Source organism: Rhodoplanes sp. SY1 (assembly GCF_046000175.1).
GTDB lineage: Bacteria > Pseudomonadota > Alphaproteobacteria > Rhizobiales > Xanthobacteraceae > Rhodoplanes.
The window spans coordinates 1-21,824 of the sequence record NZ_JBEOMB010000056.1; the positions used below are offsets into that span (position 1 = coordinate 1).

The following is a 21,824-nucleotide window of genomic DNA, read 5'->3' on the forward strand; positions in this document are numbered from 1 at the left end:
AGGCGCCGATGGCGCCGGCGCCGGCCGCCGAGCCCGGCGGCCTCGTCTTCGAGGAGCCCGGCTTCTCGCCGACCCCGATCGACCGCACCTCGCCCTATCGCGACGACCCGGAACCCGATCCGGCGCCGCGCCAGACCGCCTCGGTCCATGCCGGCTATCCGCCCCAATATCCGAGCATGGGCGAGCCGGTGCCGACCGGCCCGTCGCGGGTCGAGCCGCTGACCACCGCGTCGGTCGCCGCCGCCGTGACGCCGGCCGCGACCCTCGCCTGCCCGATGGTGTCGCAGCTCGACCGCTGGGTGGTGGAGGGCGTGCAGCCCGCCGCGCAACGCTGGTTCCGCCAGCCGGTGGTCGAGATCAAGCAGATCTCCGCCTACTCGTGCCGCGGCATGAACGGCAATCCGCGCGCCCGCATCTCCGAGCACGCCTTCGGCAACGCGCTCGACATCGCCTCCTTCAAGCTCGCCGACGGCCACGTGATCACCATCAAGGGCGGCTGGCGCGGCACCCCGGAGGAGCAGGGCTTCCTGCGCGACGTCCAGGTCTCGGCCTGCCAGCTGTTCTCCACCGTGCTGGCGCCCGGCTCGAACGTCTTCCACTACGACCACATCCATGTCGACCTGATGCGCCGATCGTCGGGCCGCCAGATCTGCCAGCCCGCCGCCGTGCCGGGCGAGGTGGTGGCGGCGCGGGCGCGGGCGAACGGCGGCTATGCGGCGCGGCGGCCCGACTTCGGCGCCACCGGCGCGCTCGGCAGCCGCCCCGCCCCGAAGCGCACCGCCGGCGCCGGCTCCTCGCGGTTCGACGAGGATCGCGAGATGCCCACCGCGGTCCCTGGCGAGGACTGAGGCGAGGACTGTTGCGCCGGCCGGACCGGACCGCCGATCCGAGGTCGGCGGGCTGCCGGAGCCGTTAGCTCGAGCCCTCGAACGGGACGTCGACGGTGCGCGCCATGACGAGAGCGGTCTCGGCGCGGCGGTTCTCACGCTTTGTGAACCCCTCGGCGAGCAGCGTGTCGACGGCCGCGAAGGCCGACACCTCGCCGCGGTCGAGGCGGCGATCGGTGGCATCGAGGATCTCGACGGCTCGCGGCATCCCGGGGCGGCCAGAGATTGCTGACGTACAGCGGAGTGGAGCCGGCGCGGATGAACCAAGGAGATGAACCCGTCACGATCGCGCAACAGGCACGCTTCCTCGCCGTGGCACTGATCGTCGGCGCTCTCACGGGCGTGTTCGGCGGCTTCTTCCACCTCGCCATCGACTGGATCATCGATTGGCCGACATGGCTCGCGGACCATGCCGAGGGTTGGCTGTTGGTCGCGGCGAGCGCCACCATGACCATGGCGGCCACGTTGCTTGCGGTGTTCATCACCCGGCGCTTCGCCCCCGAGGCGAGCGGGAGCGGGGTCCCGGAGATCGAGGGGGCCATCGCCGGGATCAGGCATGTGCATTGGGAGCGCGTGCTGCCGGTGAAGTTCATCGCCGGCATTGCGGCGATCGGCTCTGGCCTGGTTCTCGGCCGCGAGGGGCCGACCATTCACATGGGCGGATCGGTTGCGCTGGCCGCGTCCGAAAAATTTCGTTTGAGCACCGAAGACCGGCAGGCGTTGCTCGCGGCAGGCGCGGGAGCAGGTCTCGCCTGCGCCTTCAATGCCCCGATGTCCGCCGTGCTTTTCGTGATCGAGGAAACGCGCAAGCAATTTCCGTACAGCTTCCAGAACTACATGGGGGTGTTCGCTGCGGCGATCGCCGGCACGGTGGTGACCCAGATCATCTCGGGTGCGCGGCCGTGGCTTCCGCTGCCCGCCGGGGTGGCAGGGTTGGCTTCGTTGCCTGTCTTCGCAGCCCTGGGCATCATCCAGGGGGCCGTGGGCGTGCTCTTCAATCGAAGCATCATGGCGATGCTGGACGTGGCCGCCGCATGGCAGCACCGCGCGCCGTTTGTCTGGCCTGCTCTGGTGGGGCTGCTGGTGGGCGCCCTGATGATCGTCGCGCCGCTCACCGTCACGGGTGGGGAGCGGGTCATCTCACAGATCGCCGTTCTGCCCCCGAGCGCGGGCGTGCTCCTGATTCTCGCGGTCGCTCGGTATTTCACCTCGGTTGCCTGCTATTCCGTCGGGACGCCGGGCGGCATCTTCGCGCCCATCCTGTCCGTGGCGACCTGCATCGGATTGGCCTTCGGCGTGCTCCTGCAGATGACGTTCCCCGAAGAGTTGTCCAGCCTCGGGGTGACGCCCGTCTCCTTCGGAATCGTGGCGATGTCCGCCCTGTTCAGTGCGGCAGTCCATGCACCTGCCGTGGGCGTGGTGCTGGTGGTCGAGCTCACCGGCGCCTATGCGCTCGTTCTGCCCATGCTGACGGCCTGCCTCACGGCCAGCCTCGTGGCCCGATGGCTCGGCGGACGCCCGATCTATGAACAGATGTTGGAGCGGACCCTCGCCGCGGCGGGCCGGACGCCGCCCTCCAGCGCGGATGTCGGTCTGGCTGCCGACTCGAATCGTCCTGCGACGTGACATCAGAGCGTGCGCCGAGACCGAGTGCGACGAGACCGGCGCAGATCGCGAGCAACACGGACGGCGTAAATATCTCGCCCTTCCGCAGCATGCTGGTCATCGCCGCGCCGCACACCGCCGAGCCGATGCCGCAGCCGAGCGCGAACAGTATTCGGCTGCTTGCGCTTCGTCCGGAAAAGCCGGACCCTCCGACGGCGAGTCGGCCGGCTCCGCCCGCGGACGGCGGACCGGCGGCGCAGCGGAGGGGCAGGGTGTCGGCGCGCGCGGGCAGCCGTTTTCGGACAGCGACGGGGCTCGTGCGACGGCTCGTCCGGCGCCCCGTGCCGCTGCGGCTGGCGCTGTCGCTGCTGGCGCTCGCGGCGCTCCTGCCGAGCCTCGCCTTCTTCGCCGTCCAGTATCGCTCCGCCGTCGACGAGAAGCAGATCCAGGTCGAGCGGCAGGGGCGCCTCTACGCCCGCGCCATCGCCGACGACATCCTCGGCGAGCTCGCCGTCAAGAAGGCGCAGCTCGTGGTGCTGGCGACCTCGCCGTCGATCGCCGCCGACGACCTCGCCGCCTTCCATGCCCAGGCCCGCCAGAGCATCGCGGCCGGGCCCGGATGGATCGCGATGTTCGGCGAGGACGGCCACCAGATCCTCAACACGCTCGAGCCGTTCGGGCGGGTCCTGCCGCGCACCGGCGCGCCGGCGCTGGTCCGCCGCGTCGCCGAGACCGGCACCTGCGCCAGCTCGGGTGTGTTCCGCACCGCGCTCGACCGCATCGTGGTGGTGCTGCTCTGCCCGGTCCCGGGCACCGACCGCGTCCTCTCCGGCGTGCTGCCGATCCAGCACCTGGCCGGTGTCGTCGCCCGGCAGACGCCGGCGGGCTGGCTCGCGACCCTGGTCGACGCGGACGGCCGGGTGATCGCCCGCAGCGACGCCGCCGACACCGGCGCGGCGCTGGCGCCGGCGCTGCTGGCGCGCATCGGGGACGCGACGGCCGGCTGGGCCGGTGCGGCGCCGGGCGGCGGCGACCTCGACATCGCCTGGCATCGTCTGCCCAACGGCTGGACCGTGATGGCGGCGGTGCCGCACGCGACCGTCGACGCGCCGATGCGGCGCTGGAAGTCCGATGTGCTGTGGAGCCTCGTCGTCTTCTCGGCGCTCGCCGTGCTGTGCTCGGCGCTGGTCGGCGAGTGGATCATCCGCTCGACCCGCGAGCTGTCGCGCGCCGCCCGGGTGATCGGGGCGGGCGGTGTGATCGACGCGGTCGACACCGGCATCCGCGAGATCAACGAGGTCGGGCGGGCGCTCGCCGAGGCCTCCAACGACCGCGCCCGGGGCGAGATCGCCAACGCGCATCTGGCCGCGATCGTCTCGTCGTCCGGCGACGCCATCATGAGCGTCTCGCTCGACGGCGAGATCCTGAGCTGGAATGCCGCCGCCGAGGAGCTGTGGGGCTACCGGGCCGAGGAGGCGGTGTGCCATCCGCACGCGATGCTTCTGCCGGCCGACCGGTTGCACGAACTCGATGCCAAGCTGGACGCCGCGCGCGCCGGGCAAAGCCTGCGGCTGGAGACGATCCGGCTGCGCCGCGACGGCACGCCCGTCGAGGTGTCGCTCGACGCCGCCCCGATCCGCGGCGCCGACGGCACCCTGGTCGGCATCTCGGTGATCGCCCACGACATCAGCCGGCGCAAGCGCGACGAGGCGCATATGCAGTTCGTGATGCGCGAGCTGTCGCATCGCACCAAGAACCTGATCACCGTGATCATCGCGATGGCGCGGCGCACCGCCCGCCAGAGCGACGACTTCTCGGACTTCGAGGTGAAGTTCACGGGCCGGCTGCACGGGCTCGCCCGCTCGCACGACCTGCTCGTCCACACCGACTGGATGGGCGCCAGCATCGAGGAGCTGGTGCGCCTGCAGCTCGAGCCGTTCGTCGGGGAGGCGGCGCTGGAGGTCGAGGGCGCGCCCCTGATGCTGCGGCCGGAGGCGGTGCAGAATCTCGGCTTCGCCCTGCACGAGCTCGCCACCAACGCCAACAAGTACGGGGCGCTGGGGCAGGCGGGCGGGCGCGTCCGCATCGCCTGGCGGCTGGCGACGGCGCCGGACGGCGGCGAGCGGGTGCGGCTCGTGTGGCAGGAGAGCGGCGGCCCGCCGGTCACGCCCCCGACCCGGGCCGGCTTCGGCTCGACCGTCATCCAGAAGCTCACCGAGGCGTCGCTCAATGCCGTGGTGACGGTCGCCTACGATCCCGAGGGGTTCCGCTGGGAGGCCGACATGCCGGCGGCCGAGATCCTGTCCGACGTCCCCCCTCCGGCGCCTCCGGCGCCGGTCGCCGCCGGCGACCCGCCCGGCCCGGCGCCGGCCGCCCCGGACGGTCCTGCGGCGCCCCCCTCCGACCCTGCGGCCGTGTCGGCCGAGCCCGAGGCCGCCCGGCCGGGCTGAAGCGCACCAGGACGGGGACCGCCGCCGGCTCGTGCCGCTCCGCCAGCGGCGTTCGCGCGACGTCAACCACGCCGCGGATCCGCCCTGATCGCGACAAAGCGCCACTTCCCCACCACAGCCCCGGTGCCGATATAACTCCCCAGACCTGCCCCCGTTTTGCGCAGGGGCTTTGGAGGAGACGCATGTTCGGTTCGCGCACGCGCCCGATTTTCCTTTCTTTCGCCGTGGCTTCGGCCCTCGTCCTGGTGGCCGGCGACTTCGCCTGGGCACGCGCCGGCGGTGGCTCGAGCGCGGGCAGCCGCGGCAGCCGCACGTTCTCGGCGCCGGCGCCGACCCGCACGGCTCCGTCGACGGCGGCGCCGATGGAGCGCTCGATGACCCAGCCGGCGCGGCCGAACGCCGCAAGCCCGGCGGCCGCCCAGCCCAATCGCGGCGGGCTGTTCGGCGGCTTCGGCGGCGGCCTGCTGGGCGGTCTCGCGGCCGGCTTCCTCGGCGCCGGCCTGCTCGGCATGCTGTTCGGCGGCGGCTTCATGAGCGGCCTCGGCGGCTTCGCCTCGATGCTCGGCCTGCTGCTGCAGATCGGCCTCGTCGCGTTCCTGGCGATGTTCCTGTGGCGAATGTGGCAGGGCCGGCGCGCCCAGCAGCACGCCATGGCGGGCGGCCCGAACTATCGCGAGGCGCATGGCGACCAGCCCCGCAACGGGCTCGGCATGCCGCTCGGCCTCGGTGGCGGCACCGGTGGCGGCCCGGCGGCCGGGCTCGGCGCCGGCCTGGGTGGCGGCCTGGGGGGCGGCCTCGGCGCCCGCCCGGCGGAGCCGTCCGACGACATCGGCATCGCCCCGCAGGACTACGACGCCTTCGAGCGCCTGCTCACCGATGTCCAGGGCGCCTACGCCAAGGAGGACCTCTCGGCCCTGCGCACCCGCGTGACGCCCGAGATGCTGTCCTACTTCTCGGAGCAGTTCGCCGAGAACGCCGGCCGCGGGGTGATCAACGAGATCGCCGACGTGAAGCTGGAGCAGGGCGACCTCGCCGAGGCGTGGCGCGAGGGTGACACCGACTACGCCACCGTGGCGATGCGCTACTCGCTCGTCGACCGCATGGTCGACCGGGCGTCCGGCAAGGTGGTGTCGGGCGGTGAGCCCGAGACCATCACCGAGGTGTGGACGTTCCGCCGTCCGCGCGGCGGCGCCTGGATGCTCTCGGCGATCCAGCAGGCGAGCTGACCGCCCACTCCGGCACGCGCCCGGAGCGAGCAGGAGACACGACGGCCGCGGGGCGACCCGCGGCCGTCTTCATTTGATCTGATTGTTTGGTCTACCTGGTCATGGCCGGGCTCGTCCCGGCCATCCACGTGTTCGCGGCCGTGGGGCTCGGACGTGGAGGCCGGCACGAGGGAGCATGACGGGGCGTAGATTTGGGTGAGGAGGCTCACACCCGCTCGATCAGCATCGCCAAGCCCTGGCCGACGCCGACGCACATGGTGCACAGGCCGTAGCGGCCGCCGCTGCGCCGGAGCTGATAGAGCGCCGTCGTCACCAGCCGGGCGCCGCTGGCGCCGAGCGGATGGCCGAGCGCGATGGCGCCGCCATACGGATTGACGCGCGGATCGTCGTCGGCGACGCCGAGCTGGCGCAGCACCGCGAGGCCCTGCGCCGCGAACGCCTCGTTCAGCTCGATCACGTCGACGTCGCCGATCGCGATCCCCAGCCGGCCGAGCAGCGTGTTGACGGCCGGCACCGGGCCGATGCCCATCACGCGCGGGGCGACGCCCCCCGCCGCCATGCCGAGGATGCGCGCCTTCGGGGTCAGGCCGTGACGCTTCGCCGCCTCCTCCGAGGCGACGATGACGGCGCAGGCGCCGTCATTGACGCCCGAGGCGTTGCCGGCCGTGACGGTGCCGTCCGGCCGCACCACGGGCTTGAGCTTGCCGAGTGCGTCCAGGGTCGTGACGCGCGGATGCTCGTCGCGGTCGACGACGGTCGGCTCGCCCTTGCGCTGCGGGATCGTGACCGCGCAGATCTCCTCGGCGAGGCGGCCGTCCGCCTGGGCGGCCGCGGTCTTCTCCTGGCTGCGCAGCGCGAACAGATCCTGGTCGGCGCGCGACACTTGGAAGTCGGTCGCGACGTTCTCGGCCGTCTCCGGCATCGAGTCGATGCCGTACATCGACTTCATCAGCGGATTGACGAAGCGCCAGCCGATCGTCGTGTCGTAGATCTTCGCATCGCGCGCGAACGGCGTCTCGGCCTTGCCCATCACGAAGGGCGCGCGCGTCATGCTCTCGACGCCGCCGGCGAGCGCCAGCTCCATCTCGCCGCAGGCGATGGCGCGCGCCGCCTGGCCGATCGCCTCCATGCCGGAGGCGCACAGGCGGTTCACCGTGACGCCCGGCACCGTCTCGGGCAGTCCGGCGAGCAGCAGCGCCATGCGGGCGACGTTGCGGTTGTCCTCGCCGGCCTGGTTGACGTTGCCGTAGAACACGTCGTCCAGCGCCGCCCAGTCGACCGACGGGTTGCGCGCCATCAGCGCCTTCATGGGCACGGCGCCGAGATCGTCGGCGCGCACCGACGCGAGGGCGCCGCCGTAGCGCCCGAAGGGAGTGCGGATCGCGTCGCAGATGACGGCGTGTCGCATGATGAAAACGTCCTCGTGAGACTCAGGATTTGCGCAGCAACGGAAAGCCGCAGAGCCGCTCCAGGGCCGCGTGGTCGAGGCCCGGGACGAGGCCGTGGGCGACGACGCCGGCGGCCGTGATGTCGAAGGTCGCGTGGTCGGTGTAGACGCGCTTGACGCAGCCCACCCCGGTGAGCGGGCTCGCGCAGCGCTCGACCAGCTTGCACGCGCCCGTCTTGGTGAGCAGGTCCATCATCACGAACACCGACTTGGCGCCGATCGCCAGATCCATGGCGCCGCCGACCGCCGGGATCGCGTCCTTGGCGCCGGTGTGCCAGTTGGCGAGGTCGCCCGTGACCGAGACCTGATACGCGCCGAGCACGCAGTAGTCGAGATGGCCGCCCCGCATCATCGCGAAGGAATCGGCGTGGTGGAAATAGGCGGCGCCGGGCAGGGCGGTGACGTACTGCTTGCCGGCATTGATCAGGTCGTCGTCCTCGTCGCCCTGCTGCGGCTTCGGCCCCATGCCGAGGAGGCCGTTCTCGGTGTGCAGGATGATGGCGACACCCTCGGGCAGGCAGTCGGCGACCTCGGTCGGCGCGCCGATGCCGAGATTGACGTAGGAGCCGTCCGGAATGTCGGCGGCGATGCGCTCCGCGATGGCGCGGCGGCTCAGGCGTTCGATGGTGCTCATCCGAGACTCTCCGCTTCCGCTGCTCATGTCCGCCGTCCGGCGGCCGGCACCGCGACGACGCGCTTCACGAAGATGCCGGGTGTCACAACGTGCTCTGGATCGAGGTCGCCGACCCCGACCACCTCGGACACCTGGGCGATCGTGCAGGCCGCCGCAGTCGCCATCACGGGCCCGAAATTGCGCGCCGTCTTGCGGTAGACGAGGTTGCCGAGCGCGTCCCCCTTGTGGGCCTTGATGAAGGCGTAGTCGGCCCGGATCGGATATTCGAGCACGTAGTGCTTGCCGTCGATCTCGCGCGTCTCCTTGCCGTCGGCGAGCAGCGTGCCGTAGGCGGTCGGGGTGAAGAAGGCGCCGATGCCGGCGCCGGCGGCGCGGATGCGCTCGGCGAGATTGCCCTGCGGCACCAGGTCGAGGATCAACTCGCCCTTGAGGTAGCGCTCGTCGAAGGCCTTGGAGTCGGCCTGGCGGGGGAACGAGCAGACGATCTTCCTCACCCGGTCGAGCTTGATCAGCTTGGCGATGCCCTCCTCGCCGGTGCCGGCATTGTTGGAGATGATCGTCAGCGCCTTGGCCCCCTGCTCGACCAGGGCGTCGATCATCTCGAACGGCACGCCGGCGTCGCCGAAGCCGCCGATCATGATCGAGGCGCCGTCCGGAATGTCCGCGAGCGCGTCCTGGAGCGACGGGCGGATCTTGTTCATGGGCTCTCCCTGCCGGGCGCGTAAATCCGGGATTTCGCACCCCTGTTCGATTAGCGCGCGGAACGTTGCCCGTCCCCTGCAGTCGGGTCAAGTTCTATAATCGCACAAGTGTTCGAAAGAGAGCTTGTTTGCAGGCGGTGCAGACCGACGGGCTCCACGACCGTGGACGATTCGGCGCGGTGAGGGCTGGCGTCGGGCTGCACGTCCGGGTAGACCCGTGCACCGGGAACTGCGCGATAATCGAACGCGACGACTCGCGCCGGCGGCAGGTCCGGCGGACCGGCAGGAGCGCGATGACGAAGACCCGACCCGAAGCTGCCACCGAGCCCGGCGCGGCCATCGACGTCGATGCCGACATGGACGACGACGCCGTCGCGGCCGGTCCGGCGGCGGAGGGGCCGCTGCCCGGCGATCCCAACATCATGACGTCGCTGGTGCGTGGGCTCGCCGTCATCCAGGCGTTCTCGCGCGACACGCCGTCGATGACGATCTCGCAGATCAGCCAGACGACCGCGATCCCGCGCGCCGCCGTGCGGCGCTGCCTCTACACGCTCAAGGCGCTCGGCTTCGCCGACACCCAGGATGGCCGTCGCTGGGTGCTGCGGCCGCGCATCCTGGCCCTCGGCCACGCCTATCTCAGCTCGATCCCGCTCACCCGTGTGGCGCAGCCGCTGCTGCGGCGGATCAGCGAGCGGCTCAACGAGTCGTGCTCGATGGCGATCCTCGACGGCGACGACATCGTCTACATCGCGCGCGCCTCGGTCTCCCGCATCATGACCATCGACCTGCATGTCGGCAGCCGGCTGCCGGCGGCGTTCACGTCGATGGGCCGGGTGCTGCTGGCGGCGCGCCCGCAGGAGCTCGACGCGCGGCTCGCCCGCGTCACCTTCACGCCGTTCACGCCCAACACGGTGCGCGATGCCGCCGCCCTGAAGGCCGAGATCGCCAAGGTGCGGGCCGCCGGGTACTGCATCGTCGACCAGGAGCTCGAGCTCGGCCTGCGCTCCATCGCGGTGCCGATCGTCGCCTCGGACGGCACCGCCTATGCGGCCCTCAACATCGGCGCGCATGCGTCGCGCATCTCGGCGGCCGAGATGGTGGAGACCATCCTGCCGCTCCTGCGCGAGGCCGCCGCCGAGCTGTCGCTCTGCGTGGGGTGACGATCACGCCGCCTCTGGACCGCGGCGCCGCGACGCGGCACAGTCGCGGCCGTGAGGTCCATCCCGCGGCCGCCCGGCCGAACCATCCCAACAACATCCGGCGGTTGCACGAGCGAGGAGCGTTTCCCGTGAGCCTGACGTCTGCCATCAAGGGCGTGATCCCGATCTCGCCGACGCCGTTCTTCGCGGACGGCCGTGTCGACATGGATTCGATGGCGCGGCTCACCGACCACTTCGGCGCGTCGGGGGTCGACGGCATCACCATCCTGGGCCAGCTCGGCGAAGCGCCGAAGCTCGAGTTCCAGGAGGCGCGCGCCATCGTCGAGCTGGTGGCCAAGCGCTTCACGCAGCCGATCGTGGTCGGCGTCTCGGCGCCCGGCTTCGCGGCGATGCGGGCGCTCGCCCGCGAGGCGATGGAGCTCGGCGCCTCGGGCGTGATGATCGGCCCGCCCAACACGCTGCGCACCGACGACCAGATCGTCGGCTACTATCGCCAGGCCGCCGAGGCGATCGGCCCGGACGTGCCCTTCGTGCTGCAGGACTACCCGCTCACCTTCTCGGTCGTGATGACGCCGAACGTCATCAAGCGCATCGTCGGCGAGAACGAGAACTGCGTGGTGCTCAAGCACGAGGACTGGCCCGGCCTCGACAAGATCACGGCGCTGCGCGGCTTCGAGAAGGACGGCGCGATGCGCCACATCGCGATCCTCGTCGGCAACGGCGGCCTGTTCCTCGATTTCGAGATGGAGCGCGGCGCCGACGGGGCGAACACCGGCTACGCCTTCCCCGAGATGCTGGTCGACGTGGTCAAGCTCTCGGCCGCCGGGAAGCGCGACGCGGCGCACGATCTGTTCGACGCGCATCTGCCCTATCTGCGCTACGAGCAGCAGCAGGGCCCGCTCGGCCTCGCGGTGCGCAAGTGGGTCTACATGCGCCGCGGCCTGATCGCCTGCGACACCCAGCGCAAGCCCGGCGCGTCCCTCAACGCCGCCGCGAAGGGCGAGGTCGAGTATCTGCTCTCCCGCATCGCGCGGACCGACAGCCGCGCCGTGCTGAAGGCGGCGTGATCCGACGAAGCGTCATGCGCGGCGAAGACCCTGCGCATCTATCCTCTTCGCGAGATGGATGGCCGGGTCGGCCGGCTGGTTCGGTCCTGACCCTCTCCCAGAGGGAGAGGGTCGACGCGCTCATGCGCGTCGGGGTGAGGGGTTAGGGCGTCAATTGGAGGGCTCGGCATCCCCTCACCCGGACGTCGCGCCTACGGCGCGAACCCCGACCTCTCCCCGCTGGGGAGAGGTGACGGCCGTGCTGTTCACGACCTTCCGTGCTGATCACCTCGACCGACAGAGCTACTTCACCCCCGGCAGGGTCTTCACGAGCTTGCGGAAGGCGTCGCCGCGGACCTCGAAGTTCTTGAACTGGTCGTAGGACGCGCAGGCGGGCGACAGGAGCACCACGGCCTGCTGGAGGCCGGCCGCGGCGGCGTCCGCGGCGGCCTTCGCGACCGCCTGGTCGAGCGTGCCGGCGATCGTCCACGGTGCCTTGCCGTCGAGCGTCTGCGAGAACTCCTGCGCCGCCTCGCCGATCAGATAGGCTTTTCGCACGCGCGGGAAGAACGGCTCGAGCGACGTGATGCCGCCCGACTTCGGCTTGCCGCCGGCGATCCAGAAGATGTCGGAGAAGCAGGCGAGCGCGCGCGCCGCGGCGTCCGCGTTGGTCGCCTTGGAGTCGTTGACGAACAGGATCGAGCCGTAGCGGCCGACCTCCTCGATGCGATGCGGCAGGCCCGGATAGGTGCGCAAGCCAGCCTGGATCTGTTGCGGCGTCAGGCCGAGCGCGAGCGCCGCGGCCGACGCGCAGGCGGCGTTCTGGGCGTTGTGGGTGCCGCGCAGCGTGGCGATGCCGCCGAGGAGCGCGATCTCGCGCAGCGCGGCGCCCTCGGCGCGCAGGATGCGGCCGCCCTCGACGAAGACGCCGTCGGCGAGCGGACGCCGCACCGAGACGCGCACGACGTCGCGGCCCGAGCGGGCCACGCGGTCGGCGGCGGCCTGCGAGAAGTCGTCGTCGACGCCGATCACGGCGGTGCCGCCCTCCTGCACGCCGGCGACCAGGCGCTCCTTGAGGCCCGCATAGATCTCCATGGTGCCGTGGCGGTCGAGATGGTCCTCGCTCACGTTGAGCAGGATGCCGACCGACGGGTCGAGGCTCGGCGCGAGATCGATCTGGAACGACGAGATCTCGATCACGTGGACGAGGCCGGGCTGCGGCGGCTTCAGCGACAGGATCGCGGTGCCGATATTGCCGCCGATCGCCACCTCGCGGCCTGCCGAGGCGAGCAGATGCGCGGTCAGCGCCGTCGTGGTCGACTTGCCGTTGGTGCCCGTGATGGCGACGAAGGCGGCGTTCGGCGCGTGCGCGGCGCGCTCGCGGCAAAAGAGCTCGATGTCGCCGATCACCTCGACGCCGGCGGCGCGGGCGAGCCCGACCGTCCAGTGCGGCGCCGGATGGGTGAGCGGCACGCCGGGCGCCAGCACCAGGGTCGAGAACCGCGACCAGTCGATGGTCCTCAGATCCGCGGTCGGGATGCCGGCGCTCGCCGCGTAGTCGATGCGCTCCTCGCTGTCGTCGAAGCCCACGACGTCGGCGCCGCCGGCGAACAGCGCGCTCGCGGTGGCGAGCCCGGACCCGCCGAGCCCGAAGATCGCGACCTTCTTGCCCTTCAGCGTGGTGACGGGGATCATCGGCTCACCTCAGCTTCAGGGTGGAGAGGCCGGCCAGCGCCAGCACCACCGAGATGATCCAGAAACGGATCACGATCTGCGGCTCGGTCCAGCCGAGCTGCTCGAAATGATGATGCAGCGGGGCCATCTTGAACACCCGCTTGCCGGTCAGCTTGAACGACACGACCTGGACGATCACCGACACGGCCTCCAGCACGAACAGGCCGCCGATGATGCCGAGCACCACCTCGTGCTTGGTGACCACCGCGATCGAGCCGAGCAGGCCGCCGAGCGCCAGCGACCCGGTGTCGCCCATGAACACCGAGGCCGGCGGCGCGTTGAACCATAGGAAACCGAGCCCGGCCCCCAAGATGGCGGCGCACAGCACCGCGAGCTCGCCGGCGCCGGGCACGAAGTTGAGCTGCAGATAGTCGGCGAACACGGCGTTGCCGACCACCCAGGAGATGCCGCCGAAGCTCGCCGCCGCGATCATCACGGGCACGATGGCGAGCCCGTCGAGGCCGTCGGTGAGGTTCACGGCGTTGCCGGCCCCGACGATGATGAAGGCCCCGAAGGCGAGAAAGAACCAGCCGAGGTCGAACACCAGATCCTTGACGAACGGGAAGGCGACCGAGGTCGAGAACGGCGACCGCCCGAGCGAGGCGACCGCGAAGCACGCCATCACGGCGATCAGGGTCTCCAGCGCGAGCCGCGTCTTGCCGGAGAAGCCCGCATGGGTCTGCTTCGTCACCTTCAGATAGTCGTCGTAGAAGCCGATCATGCCGAAGCCGAGCGTCACCCCGAGCACCACCCAGACGTAAGGGTTCGCCGGGTTCGCCCACAGCACCGTGGAGACCAGGAGGCCCGAGAGGATCATCAGCCCGCCCATGGTCGGGGTGCCGACCTTGGTGAGCAGATGCGACTTCGGCCCGTCGGCGCGGATCGGCTGGCCCTTGCCCTGCTTCACCCGCAGGAGCCGGATGATGGTCGGACCGAACAGGAACACGAACAGGGCCGCGGTGACGATCGCGCCGGCCGCCCGGAACGTGATGTAGCGGAAGACGTTGAAGGCGCTGAAGACGTCGGAGAGGTCGGCGAGCCAATACAGCATCCGGATTCAGCCTCGCACTGGAGTGTCGGCCGCCGCGGGGGCGGGATGGCGGCGCGCCAGCGCCTTGACGATCGGGCCCATGCGGGAGCCGAGCGAGCCCTTCACCATCACGGCGTCGCCGGCGTTGATCGAGGCGAGCACCAGCGGTTCGAGCTCCTCGGAGTTTCCGGCCCAGCCGCCGCGCCGCTCGGGCGGCAGCGCGTCCCACAGGCTGCGCATCAGCGGGCCGGCACAGAAGACGACGTCGACGTCGTGCGCCACCACGGCTTCGGCGAGCTCGGCGTGCAGCGTGGTCGCCGCGGCGCCGAGCTCCAGCATGTCGCCCAGCACGGCGATGCGCCGCCCGCGCGCGCCGATCGGCGCCTGGCCGAGCACGGCGAGGGCGGCCCGCATCGAGGTCGGGTTGGCGTTGTAGCTCTCGTCGATCAGCAGCGCCCGGCCGCCCGGCATCGTGAGATCGATGCGGGTGCCGCGGCCGGCGGCGGGCCGCTGCCCGGCGAGCGCCAGCGCGGCGAGCGCCAAGTCTGCCCCGACGAGGCTCGCGGCCGCCAGCACGGCGAGCGAGTTGAGCACGAAGTGGCGGCCCGGCGCGCCGATGCGGTAGTCGACCAGCGTGCCGAGGATCGACGCCTCGACGGTCGAGCCGTCCTCCTGCAGGGCGTACTTCATCAGCCGCGCGTCGGCCTTCGGGTGCTCGCCGAACGATACGATGTGCTGGACGCCGGCCTGGGCGGCGCGGCGCTCGAGCCGGGCGAAATGCGGGTTGTCGTGGTTGATCACCGCGGTGCCGCCCGGCACCAGGCCGGTGAAGATCTCGGCCTTGGCGTCGGCGATGCCCGTGATGTCCGGGAAGAACTCGAGATGCACGGGCTCGACCGTGGTGACGATCGCCACGTGCGGCCGCACCATGGCGACCAGCGGCGTGATCTCGCCGGCGTGGTTCATACCGATCTCGAACACGGCGTACCGCGCCGTCTCGGGCAGGCGGGCGAGCGACAGCGGCACGCCCCAGTGATTGTTGAACGAGGCCGTCGAGGCGTGGGTCTCGCCGTCGGCGCGCAACGCGACGCGCAGCGCCTCCTTGGTCGAGGTCTTGCCGACCGAGCCGGTGACGGCGACCACCTTGGCGGGCGAGCGGGCCCGCGCCGCGCGCGCCAGCCCCCGCAAAGCCTCCAGCACGTCGGGCACGACGAGGAGGGGCGCGTCGGCCGGAAACTCGCTCCGCCGCGCCTGCGACACCACGGCGAGCGCGGCGCCGTTCGCCAGCGCCTTCGTCACGTAGTCGTGGCCGTCGAGCCGGTCGCCGACGATGGCGAAGAAGGCCTCGCCGGCCGACACGGTGCGGCTGTCGATCGACAGGCCGACGACGTGATCGGGCAAAGGGCCGGACGTTTCGGCCGCCATCGCGGCGGCCATGTCGCCCGTGGTCCACAGAGGTGGCGAGGACGCTGGCGGCGTCGAAGCCGGCGGCATGGTCATGCGCTCTTCTCCCGCAGGGCCGAAACCACCGCCTCGTGATCGCTGAACGGAAGCGTCGTGCCCTTGATGGTCTGGCCGGTCTCGTGGCCCTTGCCGGCGACGACCAACACGTCGCCTTCGGCGAGTCCGGCGATCGCCTGCGTGATCGCGGCCCGGCGGTCGCCGATCTCGATCGCGCCGGGCGCGGCGGCGAGAATCGCGGCGCGGATCGCCGCCGGGTCCTCGCTGCGCGGATTGTCGTCCGTGACGATCACCCGGTCGGCCTTCTCGGCGGCGATCTCCCCCATCAGGGGCCGCTTGCCGGTGTCGCGATCGCCGCCGCAGCCGAACACGACGACGAGCTTGCCCTTGGCGTAGGGGCGCAGCGCCTCGAGCGTCTTGGCGAGTGCATCCGGCTTGTGGGCATAGTCGACGAAGATCGGCGCGCCGCAGCGGTGGCCGACCAGCTCGAGCCGGCCCTTGGCGCCTGCGAGCCCTTCGAGCTGCTCGAACACGGCGACCGGATCGCCGCCCGTGGCGATCACCTGGCCGGCGGCGACCAGCGCGTTGTCGACCTGGAAGGCGCCGACCAGCGGCAGCCGCACGCGGTGGCTCCGGCCCTCGTGGGCGATGGTGACGGTCTGCGAGAAGCCGTCGATCTCTTCGGCGACGGCGCGGATGTCCGCTGCCTCGCTGCGGCCGACCGTCAGCACGGTCACGCCGCGGTCCTGCGCGACCTGCAGGACCACCTCCGCATGCGGGTGGTCGATGTCGATCACGGCGGCGCCGTCGGCAGCCAGCAGCCGGTCGAACAGGCCGAGCTTGGCTTCGAGATACGCCTCGAAGGTGACGTGATAGTCGAGATGGTCTCGGGTGATGTTGGTGAAGCCGGCGACCGCGATCCGCACACCGTCGAGCCGGTGCTGCTCGATGCCGTGCGAGGAGGCTTCCAGCGCCAGATGCGTGACGCCGGCGCCGGCGATGCGGTCGAGCGTGACGTGCAGGGCCACCGGGTCCGGCGTGGTGAGCGAGCCGTACTCGCTTTCCGTCGGCGTCACGAGCCCGATCGTGCCCATCGCGGCGGCCGGATGGCCGAGCGCGGCCCAGAGCTGGCGCGTGTAGGAGGCGACCGAGGTCTTGCCGCTCGTCCCCGTCACGGCGGCGATGACGGCCGGCTGGCGCGGGTGCAGGCGCGCCGCGGCGCGCGCCAGGGCGCGGCGGACATTGTCGACCAGCACCAGCGCGACGCCGGCGGGCAACGGCTCGGCCGGCGCCCGCTCGGCCAGCACGGCGACGGCGCCGGCGGCGACCGCGGCCGGCACGAAGACGAGCCCGTCGGCCTTGGTGCCCGGCACGGCGGCGAACAGGGCGCCCGGCGTCACGGCGCGGCTGTCCGCCGTCACGGCCGTCACGACCGTCTCGGCTGAATTGCTGTCGTATCGAGCGCCCGGATCGAGAAGATCGCCAAGCCGCATGTCCGCCCCGCCATGCTCCGGCCGGCGCTCTTCGCGCACGGCCGCCGGGCCTCGCCCGGTTGCCGGGATTGCCCCGGCCGCCGGAGCTATCGCCCGGCGGCTCCGGTTTAGCATGTTCGTTAACGGTGGGAAGCGGCCGGGCGGACGGGATGTTGCGACGCAGCATCAGCAATCGCCGCCAAGCCCTTGAGCCTAAATAATGAGCGGTGCGCGGATTTGCCTAGTTAGCCATCAGCCTCGCCTTTTGGTAGAATTCGGGGATCGTCGACCCTGCCGGGCGGCTCGCCCGGCCCGTGACGGTCGGCGATCGATTCGATCCATTGGGGGTGGCCATGGCTTCGCTCGCAGCCGCGACGTTCACGGGGCAGTCCGGTGAGGCTTACGAGTTCCTCGCCTACGACCGCGACACCGAGTTCAAGTCGGCCGGCGCCGTCTACGTGGTGGCGATCCGCTATCCGGTGCAGGACGGGTACACGTATCGCAACGTCTATGTGGGCGAGACCCGCGACCTCGCCGACAGCCCGCTGACCCACTGCCGCACGGCGTGCTTCGAGCGCATCGGCGCCAACAGCCTCTTCGTCCGCCTGGAGGGCAACGCGGCGCGCCGCCAGGCGATCGCGAAGGACCTGCTCGGCCGCTACGACCCGCCCTGCAACGGCGACCAGGACGGCATCTGCGAATACCCCAGCACGGAGTGCCCCCTGGTCTGGCCGCTGGGGCTGTGAGGGGGCGGCCGGAGGTCGTCGCTCGCAGGATGGGTGGAGCCGAAGGCGATACCCATTATGCGGCCCCGGTGGGGAAGGCGATGGGTATCGCCTACGGCTCCACCCATCCTACAGGTTTGTGACTCTCACCGCGCCGTCGTCGGCACCGAGGCGGGCGGGCGCACCGCCGGGGGTTTTGCCGCTGCGCCGGCCGGCGTCGTCGTGCCGGCGGCCCCGCCCGTCGCCTTCGCCTCGCGGCGGGTCGTCGACGAGGTCACGTCGGCGGCGCTGCGGCCCGTGCCGCGGCCGAGGATGAGCTGATCGGCGGGCGGCAGGTCGAAGCGCGGCTCGAGGCCGAGCAGAGGGGCGATTCGGGCGATCACCTTGCCGGCGGTCGGCGCGGCGTTCCAGCCGGCCGTCGCGAAGCCGTGCGTCTCCGGCGTCGCCTGCGGCTCGTCGAGCATGATCAGCACGATGTAGCGCGGCTTGTCGGCCGGCAGCACGGCGACGAAGTCGGTCAGCAGCTTGGTCTTGGAGTAGCGGCCGTTCACCACCTTCTCGGCCGTGCCGGTCTTGCCGCCGACATAGTAGCCCTTCACCTCGGCGGTCCTGCCCGAGCCCTTCTCCGAGTTGAGCCGCATCAGGTAGCGCATCGCGACCGAGGTCTCGGGCTTGAGCACCCGCTTGGCGATCGCGCGGGCCTCCTCGGGGCTGCGCTTGAGGAAGGTCGGAGCGATCAGATAGCCGCCGTTGACCAGCGAGGCCATGCCCATCAGGGCCTGCAGCGGCGCCACCGACAGGCCGTGGCCGAACGAGATCGTGATGGTGTTCAGCTCGCCCCAGCGCTTCGGCACGATCGGCTCGGCGCTCTCCGGCAGCTCGGTGCGCAACCGGTCGAGCTGGCCGATCTTGCGCAGATACTGCTTGTGCCCCTCGACCCCGACGGCGAGCGCCATCCGGGCGGCGCCGACGTTCGACGAGTAGGTGAACACCTCGGGCACCGACAGCACGCGGTTCTGGGCGTGGTAGTCGCTGATCTTGAACTTGCCCCAGTGCAGCGCGCCGCGCGCGTCGACCGACGAGTTCAGCGTCATCTTGCCGGAGTCGAGCACCATCCCGACGGTCAGGGCCTTGAAGGTCGAGCCCATCTCGAACACGCCCGTGGTGAGGCGGTTGATGCGGGTCGGATCGAGCGCCTCCTTGGGATTGTTCGGGTCGTAGTCGGGATGCGACACCAGCGAGACGATCTCGCCCGTGTCGACGTCGAGCACGATGCCGGCAGCGGCCTTGGCCTTGAACTTCTCGCGGGCGCGGCCGAGCTCGTCGTGCATGGCGTGCTGGACGCGCAGGTCGACGGCGAGCTGCAGCGGCTCCTGCTGGCGGTCCGAGGCGAAGCCGGCGCGGTGCAGGTCGGCGAGGCCACGGCTGTCGAGATACTTCTCGAGGCCGGCGATGCCCTGGTTGTCGATGTTGACGTGGCCGATGAGATGCGACACCTCGCGGCCGTTCGGATAGATGCGCTTGTTCTCGTTGAGGAAGCCGACGCCCGGGATGCCCAGCCGGTGGATCTCGCGCTGCTGCTTGGGCGAGATCTCGCGCTTCAGCCAGGCGAAGCCCTTCTTCGAGCCGAGCCGGTCGCGCAGCTCGCCCGTGTCCAGATCCGGCATCACGGCGGTCAGCAGCTCGACCGCCTCGTCGGCGTCGATCAGCCGCTTCGGCTCGGCGAACAGCGACGGCACTCGCACGTCGGTCGCGAGAATCTCGCCGTTGCGGTCGAGGATGTCGGGGCGCGCGGTCGCGACCGCGTCGGAGCCGACGACGCGGCGGGTCTCGTGCGGCGGCACCACGGCATAGAGCACCAGCCGCCCGGCGATCACGGCGTAGATCGCGCCGAACACCAGGACGGCGAGTCCGATGCGGGCGCGCGTCTTGCGGGTGCGGTCGATCTTGCGGTCGTAGAGGAGGCTCTGGATCAGCCGGCGATGCCAGGGCACGTGCGCCGCCTCCGGCGCCACGGCCGGGAGCGTGGCGCTCGCGCCGGGGGCGGAGGCGGTCGCAGGTCCGTGTGCGGGGACGACCGTCATCGCCGGACTCCGGTCTGGGCCGGCCGCGGCAGGCTGCCGGTCGTCTCGCCGGTGGGCGCGGCGGCGGGCGCCGCCGAAGCGGCCGGGACGGCCGCCTCCAGCATGGCGCCGATCGGGTCGCCCTCGGCCGGCGGCGGCGCGACCGGGCGCATCGGCAGCCGATCGAACGCCTCGATCTGGGCGCCCTCGAGCAGCTGCAGCTGGAGATGGCGCTTCGTCAGCTCCTGGATGCGGCCGGGGTTCTCGAGCTTGGCGGCCTCGGCGCGCAGCGCCGCCGTCTTGTCGCGCTCGCGGGTGATCTCGTGGCGCAGCTTGGCGACGCGCTCGGCCTCGACGGTCGCCTCGAACTTGATCTTGTAGACATAGACCGCGGCGAGGACGAGGAGCGCCGCGACGATCACGTTGAGGATCCGCATCGTCAGCCCCCCCGCAGCATGTCGTCGAGCGTCGGCAGCGGCGGCAGGCCGGCCGGCTCGCTCGTCCAGGCGGCCGCGGCGGTGCGCTCCGCGGCGCGCAGCTTGGCGGACCGGGCGCGCGGATTCTCGACGAGCTCGGCGTCGTCGGCCGTGACGGGGCGCTTGGTCAGCACCGTGAAGCTCGGGTCCGGCCGCACTGTCTCGGGCATGTGGCGGGAGACGCCGGCGCCGCCGGCGCGGCCGGCCAGGAAGGTCTTCACCAGCCGGTCCTCGAGCGAATGGAACGAGACGACGACCAGCCGGCCGCCCGGCGCCAGCACGCGCTCGGCGGCGAGGAGGGCGCGGGCGAGCTCGCCGAGCTCGTCGTTGACCATCATGCGCAACGCCTGGAACGTCCGGGTCGCCGGATGGATGTCGCCGGGCTTGTGCCGCACCACCCGGGCGACGATCTCGGCGAGCCGCGCCGTGGTGGTGATCGGCGCCTCGGCGCGCGCCTTGACGATGGCGCGGGCGACGGCGCGCGAGTGGCGCTCCTCGCCGAGCTGGAAGATGACGTTCGCCAGGTCGCGCTCGGACGCGCGAGCGACGAGGTCGGCGGCGGACGGCCCGTCCTGGCCCATGCGCATGTCGAGCGGGCCGTCGAAACGGAACGAGAAGCCGCGCGCCGGGTCGTCGATCTGCATCGATGAGACGCCGATGTCGAGCACGACGCCGGCGACCGTGCCGGGCGCCGCGACGTCGGCGAGATCCGAGAAGCACGATTCGACCAGCGTCAGCCGGCCGCCCGCCGCCTCGACGAGATCCCAGCCGGCCGTGATGGCGGTGCGGTCGCGATCGAGCGCGATGACGCGCGCACCCGGCGCGGCGTCGAGGATCGCACGCGTGTAGCCGCCCGCGCCGAACGTGCCGTCGATGTAGAGACCGTCGGTGACCGCCAGGAGGTCGAGGGCGGGGCGGGCGAGCACGGGAATGTGGCGAGCCGGTCCGCCAGCGACACCCGCGCGGGCCTCCCGGCCCGGGGTGTCGCGGCCCGCCGTCATTCCCGTGCTCCGGCGCCAGGCGCCCCGCGCTCGGAACCCAACCGCTTCGTCGTCTCGCGCACCTTCGCAGTGGCCTTTGCTAGATGCGCCCGGAAGCCTTCGGGTTCCCAGATCTGAAACTTGTGACCGAGCCCGACGAAGCCGACCGTGTCGCCGATCCCGGCGTGAACCTTGATCATCTCGGTCAGCACCACCCGGCCCTCGCCGTCCACGCGCAGGGTCTCGCTCGTCCCGTAGAGCGCGACCCGAAACTCCTCCCGCTCCTCCGAGTAGGGCGGAAACCGTTCGATCAGCTGCTCGATCTCGCCGAGCAGGGCGTTGCCCCCCGCATCGACGGCCGGCCGGTCCAGGCTCGGATAGCAGTACAGCCCCTCGAAGCCGTCGCGGGCCAGCACCGCCCGGAAGGGGGCCGGGATCGACACCCGCCCTTTCGCATCCAGCCGCGCCGTGACCTGTCCGACGAAGCGGTCCATTCGGGTGCGGACTCCACGCCGGCCTCACGCTGGCCGCGTACGCGGTCCGCCGCAGGCCGAACGGCCCGGCCGGGGCGGACAGAAACATGAACGCTGGGTAATGTTGGGATACCATGGGATGGTATGGGCGTCAATGGAATCCAGCGTATGCGCGCCGACGCACGACGGCCCGCGACACGTCGATTAGCAGCGGTTAAACTTAAGGAAACGTTGCCGGCAGCCGGGGGGTGGGA

Annotated in this window: 19 protein-coding genes; 7 read left to right on the top strand and 12 right to left on the bottom strand. The window is 71.4% G+C overall.

What is annotated here, in order from left to right:
- Positions 1–848: extensin family protein (locus ABTU92_RS15505; RefSeq protein ID WP_408092159.1), on the top strand; the 848-nt coding region annotated here is incomplete at its 5' end.
- A gap of 64 nt (positions 849–912) precedes the next feature.
- Here ABTU92_RS15505 and ABTU92_RS15510 read toward each other — a convergent pair.
- The gene (locus ABTU92_RS15510; protein ID WP_408092161.1) at positions 913–1,095 is read right to left on the bottom strand and encodes a hypothetical protein; all 183 of its coding nucleotides are present in this window, start codon (positions 1,093–1,095) and stop codon (positions 913–915) included.
- 50 nt (positions 1,096–1,145) lie between these two features.
- On the opposite strand from ABTU92_RS15510, the gene clcA reads away from it, so the two are divergent.
- The 3 genes from clcA (at position 1,146) to ABTU92_RS15525 (ending at position 6,168) form a co-directional block, all read left to right on the top strand.
- Positions 1,146–2,513 carry a H(+)/Cl(-) exchange transporter ClcA gene (clcA, locus tag ABTU92_RS15515; protein ID WP_408092163.1) on the top strand — a complete coding sequence of 456 codons (1,368 nt, stop codon included), beginning with the start codon at positions 1,146–1,148 and terminating at the stop codon, positions 2,511–2,513.
- Between the two features lie 296 nt (positions 2,514–2,809).
- Positions 2,810–4,942, top strand: coding sequence for an HWE histidine kinase domain-containing protein (locus ABTU92_RS15520; protein ID WP_408092165.1), 2,133 nt, complete (start codon positions 2,810–2,812; stop codon positions 4,940–4,942).
- Between the two features lie 374 nt (positions 4,943–5,316).
- Entirely contained in the window at positions 5,317–6,168 is an 852-nt protein-coding gene (locus ABTU92_RS15525; RefSeq protein WP_408092167.1) for a Tim44 domain-containing protein, read from the top strand.
- Between the two features lie 205 nt (positions 6,169–6,373).
- On the opposite strand, the gene pcaF is transcribed toward ABTU92_RS15525, so the two are convergent.
- From pcaF to ABTU92_RS15540, 3 genes are read right to left on the bottom strand one after another with little or no spacing between them, the layout of a single operon-like run.
- Positions 6,374–7,576: a 3-oxoadipyl-CoA thiolase gene (pcaF, locus tag ABTU92_RS15530; RefSeq protein WP_408092169.1), complete on the bottom strand. Its 1,203-nt coding sequence runs from the start codon at positions 7,574–7,576 to the stop codon at positions 6,374–6,376.
- A 22-nt stretch (positions 7,577–7,598) separates the two neighbouring features.
- Complete coding sequence (locus ABTU92_RS15535) at positions 7,599–8,249, bottom strand: 3-oxoacid CoA-transferase subunit B (RefSeq protein WP_408092171.1); 651 nt, start codon at positions 8,247–8,249, stop codon at positions 7,599–7,601.
- Between the two features lie 23 nt (positions 8,250–8,272).
- Positions 8,273–8,950, bottom strand: coding sequence for a 3-oxoacid CoA-transferase subunit A (locus ABTU92_RS15540; protein WP_408092173.1), 678 nt, complete (start codon positions 8,948–8,950; stop codon positions 8,273–8,275).
- Positions 8,951–9,243: 293 nt separating this feature from the next.
- Here ABTU92_RS15540 and ABTU92_RS15545 point away from each other — a divergent pair, with 293 nt between their 5' ends.
- Both ABTU92_RS15545 and ABTU92_RS15550 read left to right on the top strand, forming a co-directional pair.
- Positions 9,244–10,110 (top strand): IclR family transcriptional regulator C-terminal domain-containing protein, encoded by an 867-nt coding sequence (locus ABTU92_RS15545; protein WP_408092175.1) that lies wholly within the window; start codon positions 9,244–9,246, stop codon positions 10,108–10,110.
- 128 nt (positions 10,111–10,238) lie between these two features.
- Positions 10,239–11,177 (top strand): dihydrodipicolinate synthase family protein, encoded by a 939-nt coding sequence (locus ABTU92_RS15550; RefSeq protein WP_408092177.1) that lies wholly within the window; start codon positions 10,239–10,241, stop codon positions 11,175–11,177.
- Between the two features lie 282 nt (positions 11,178–11,459).
- Here the strand turns inward: ABTU92_RS15550 and murD are convergent, their stop codons facing one another.
- From murD to ABTU92_RS15570, 4 genes are read right to left on the bottom strand one after another with little or no spacing between them, the layout of a single operon-like run.
- Positions 11,460–12,851, bottom strand: coding sequence for a UDP-N-acetylmuramoyl-L-alanine--D-glutamate ligase (gene murD / locus ABTU92_RS15555; protein WP_408092179.1), 1,392 nt, complete (start codon positions 12,849–12,851; stop codon positions 11,460–11,462).
- A gap of 4 nt (positions 12,852–12,855) precedes the next feature.
- Positions 12,856–13,941: a phospho-N-acetylmuramoyl-pentapeptide-transferase gene (mraY, locus tag ABTU92_RS15560; protein ID WP_111357249.1), complete on the bottom strand. Its 1,086-nt coding sequence runs from the start codon at positions 13,939–13,941 to the stop codon at positions 12,856–12,858.
- A 6-nt stretch (positions 13,942–13,947) separates the two neighbouring features.
- The gene (locus ABTU92_RS15565) at positions 13,948–15,420 is read right to left on the bottom strand and encodes a UDP-N-acetylmuramoylalanyl-D-glutamyl-2,6-diaminopimelate--D-alanyl-D-alanine ligase (RefSeq protein WP_408092181.1); all 1,473 of its coding nucleotides are present in this window, start codon (positions 15,418–15,420) and stop codon (positions 13,948–13,950) included.
- Entirely contained in the window at positions 15,417–16,874 is a 1,458-nt protein-coding gene (locus ABTU92_RS15570; RefSeq protein ID WP_408092183.1) for a UDP-N-acetylmuramoyl-L-alanyl-D-glutamate--2,6-diaminopimelate ligase, read from the bottom strand. The genes ABTU92_RS15565 and ABTU92_RS15570 overlap by 4 nt, the downstream gene beginning before the upstream one ends.
- A 332-nt stretch (positions 16,875–17,206) precedes the next feature.
- Here ABTU92_RS15570 and ABTU92_RS15575 point away from each other — a divergent pair, with 332 nt between their 5' ends.
- Positions 17,207–17,599, top strand: a complete 393-nt coding sequence (locus ABTU92_RS15575) for a hypothetical protein (RefSeq protein ID WP_408092185.1) — start codon at positions 17,207–17,209, stop codon at positions 17,597–17,599.
- Positions 17,600–17,724: 125 nt separating this feature from the next.
- Here ABTU92_RS15575 and ABTU92_RS15580 read toward each other — a convergent pair whose 3' ends face one another.
- From ABTU92_RS15580 to ABTU92_RS15595, 4 genes are read right to left on the bottom strand one after another with little or no spacing between them, the layout of a single operon-like run.
- Positions 17,725–19,662 (bottom strand): peptidoglycan D,D-transpeptidase FtsI family protein, encoded by a 1,938-nt coding sequence (locus ABTU92_RS15580; protein WP_408092187.1) that lies wholly within the window; start codon positions 19,660–19,662, stop codon positions 17,725–17,727.
- Positions 19,659–20,078 (bottom strand): hypothetical protein, encoded by a 420-nt coding sequence (locus tag ABTU92_RS15585; protein ID WP_408092189.1) that lies wholly within the window; start codon positions 20,076–20,078, stop codon positions 19,659–19,661. Before ABTU92_RS15585 ends, ABTU92_RS15580 begins: the two co-directional genes overlap by 4 nt.
- Positions 20,079–20,080: 2 nt before the next feature.
- Complete coding sequence (gene rsmH, locus ABTU92_RS15590) at positions 20,081–21,118, bottom strand: 16S rRNA (cytosine(1402)-N(4))-methyltransferase RsmH (protein WP_408092191.1); 1,038 nt, start codon at positions 21,116–21,118, stop codon at positions 20,081–20,083.
- Positions 21,115–21,591: a division/cell wall cluster transcriptional repressor MraZ gene (locus ABTU92_RS15595; protein ID WP_408092193.1), complete on the bottom strand. Its 477-nt coding sequence runs from the start codon at positions 21,589–21,591 to the stop codon at positions 21,115–21,117. Before ABTU92_RS15595 ends, rsmH begins: the two co-directional genes overlap by 4 nt.
- Positions 21,592–21,824 lie beyond the last annotated feature (233 nt).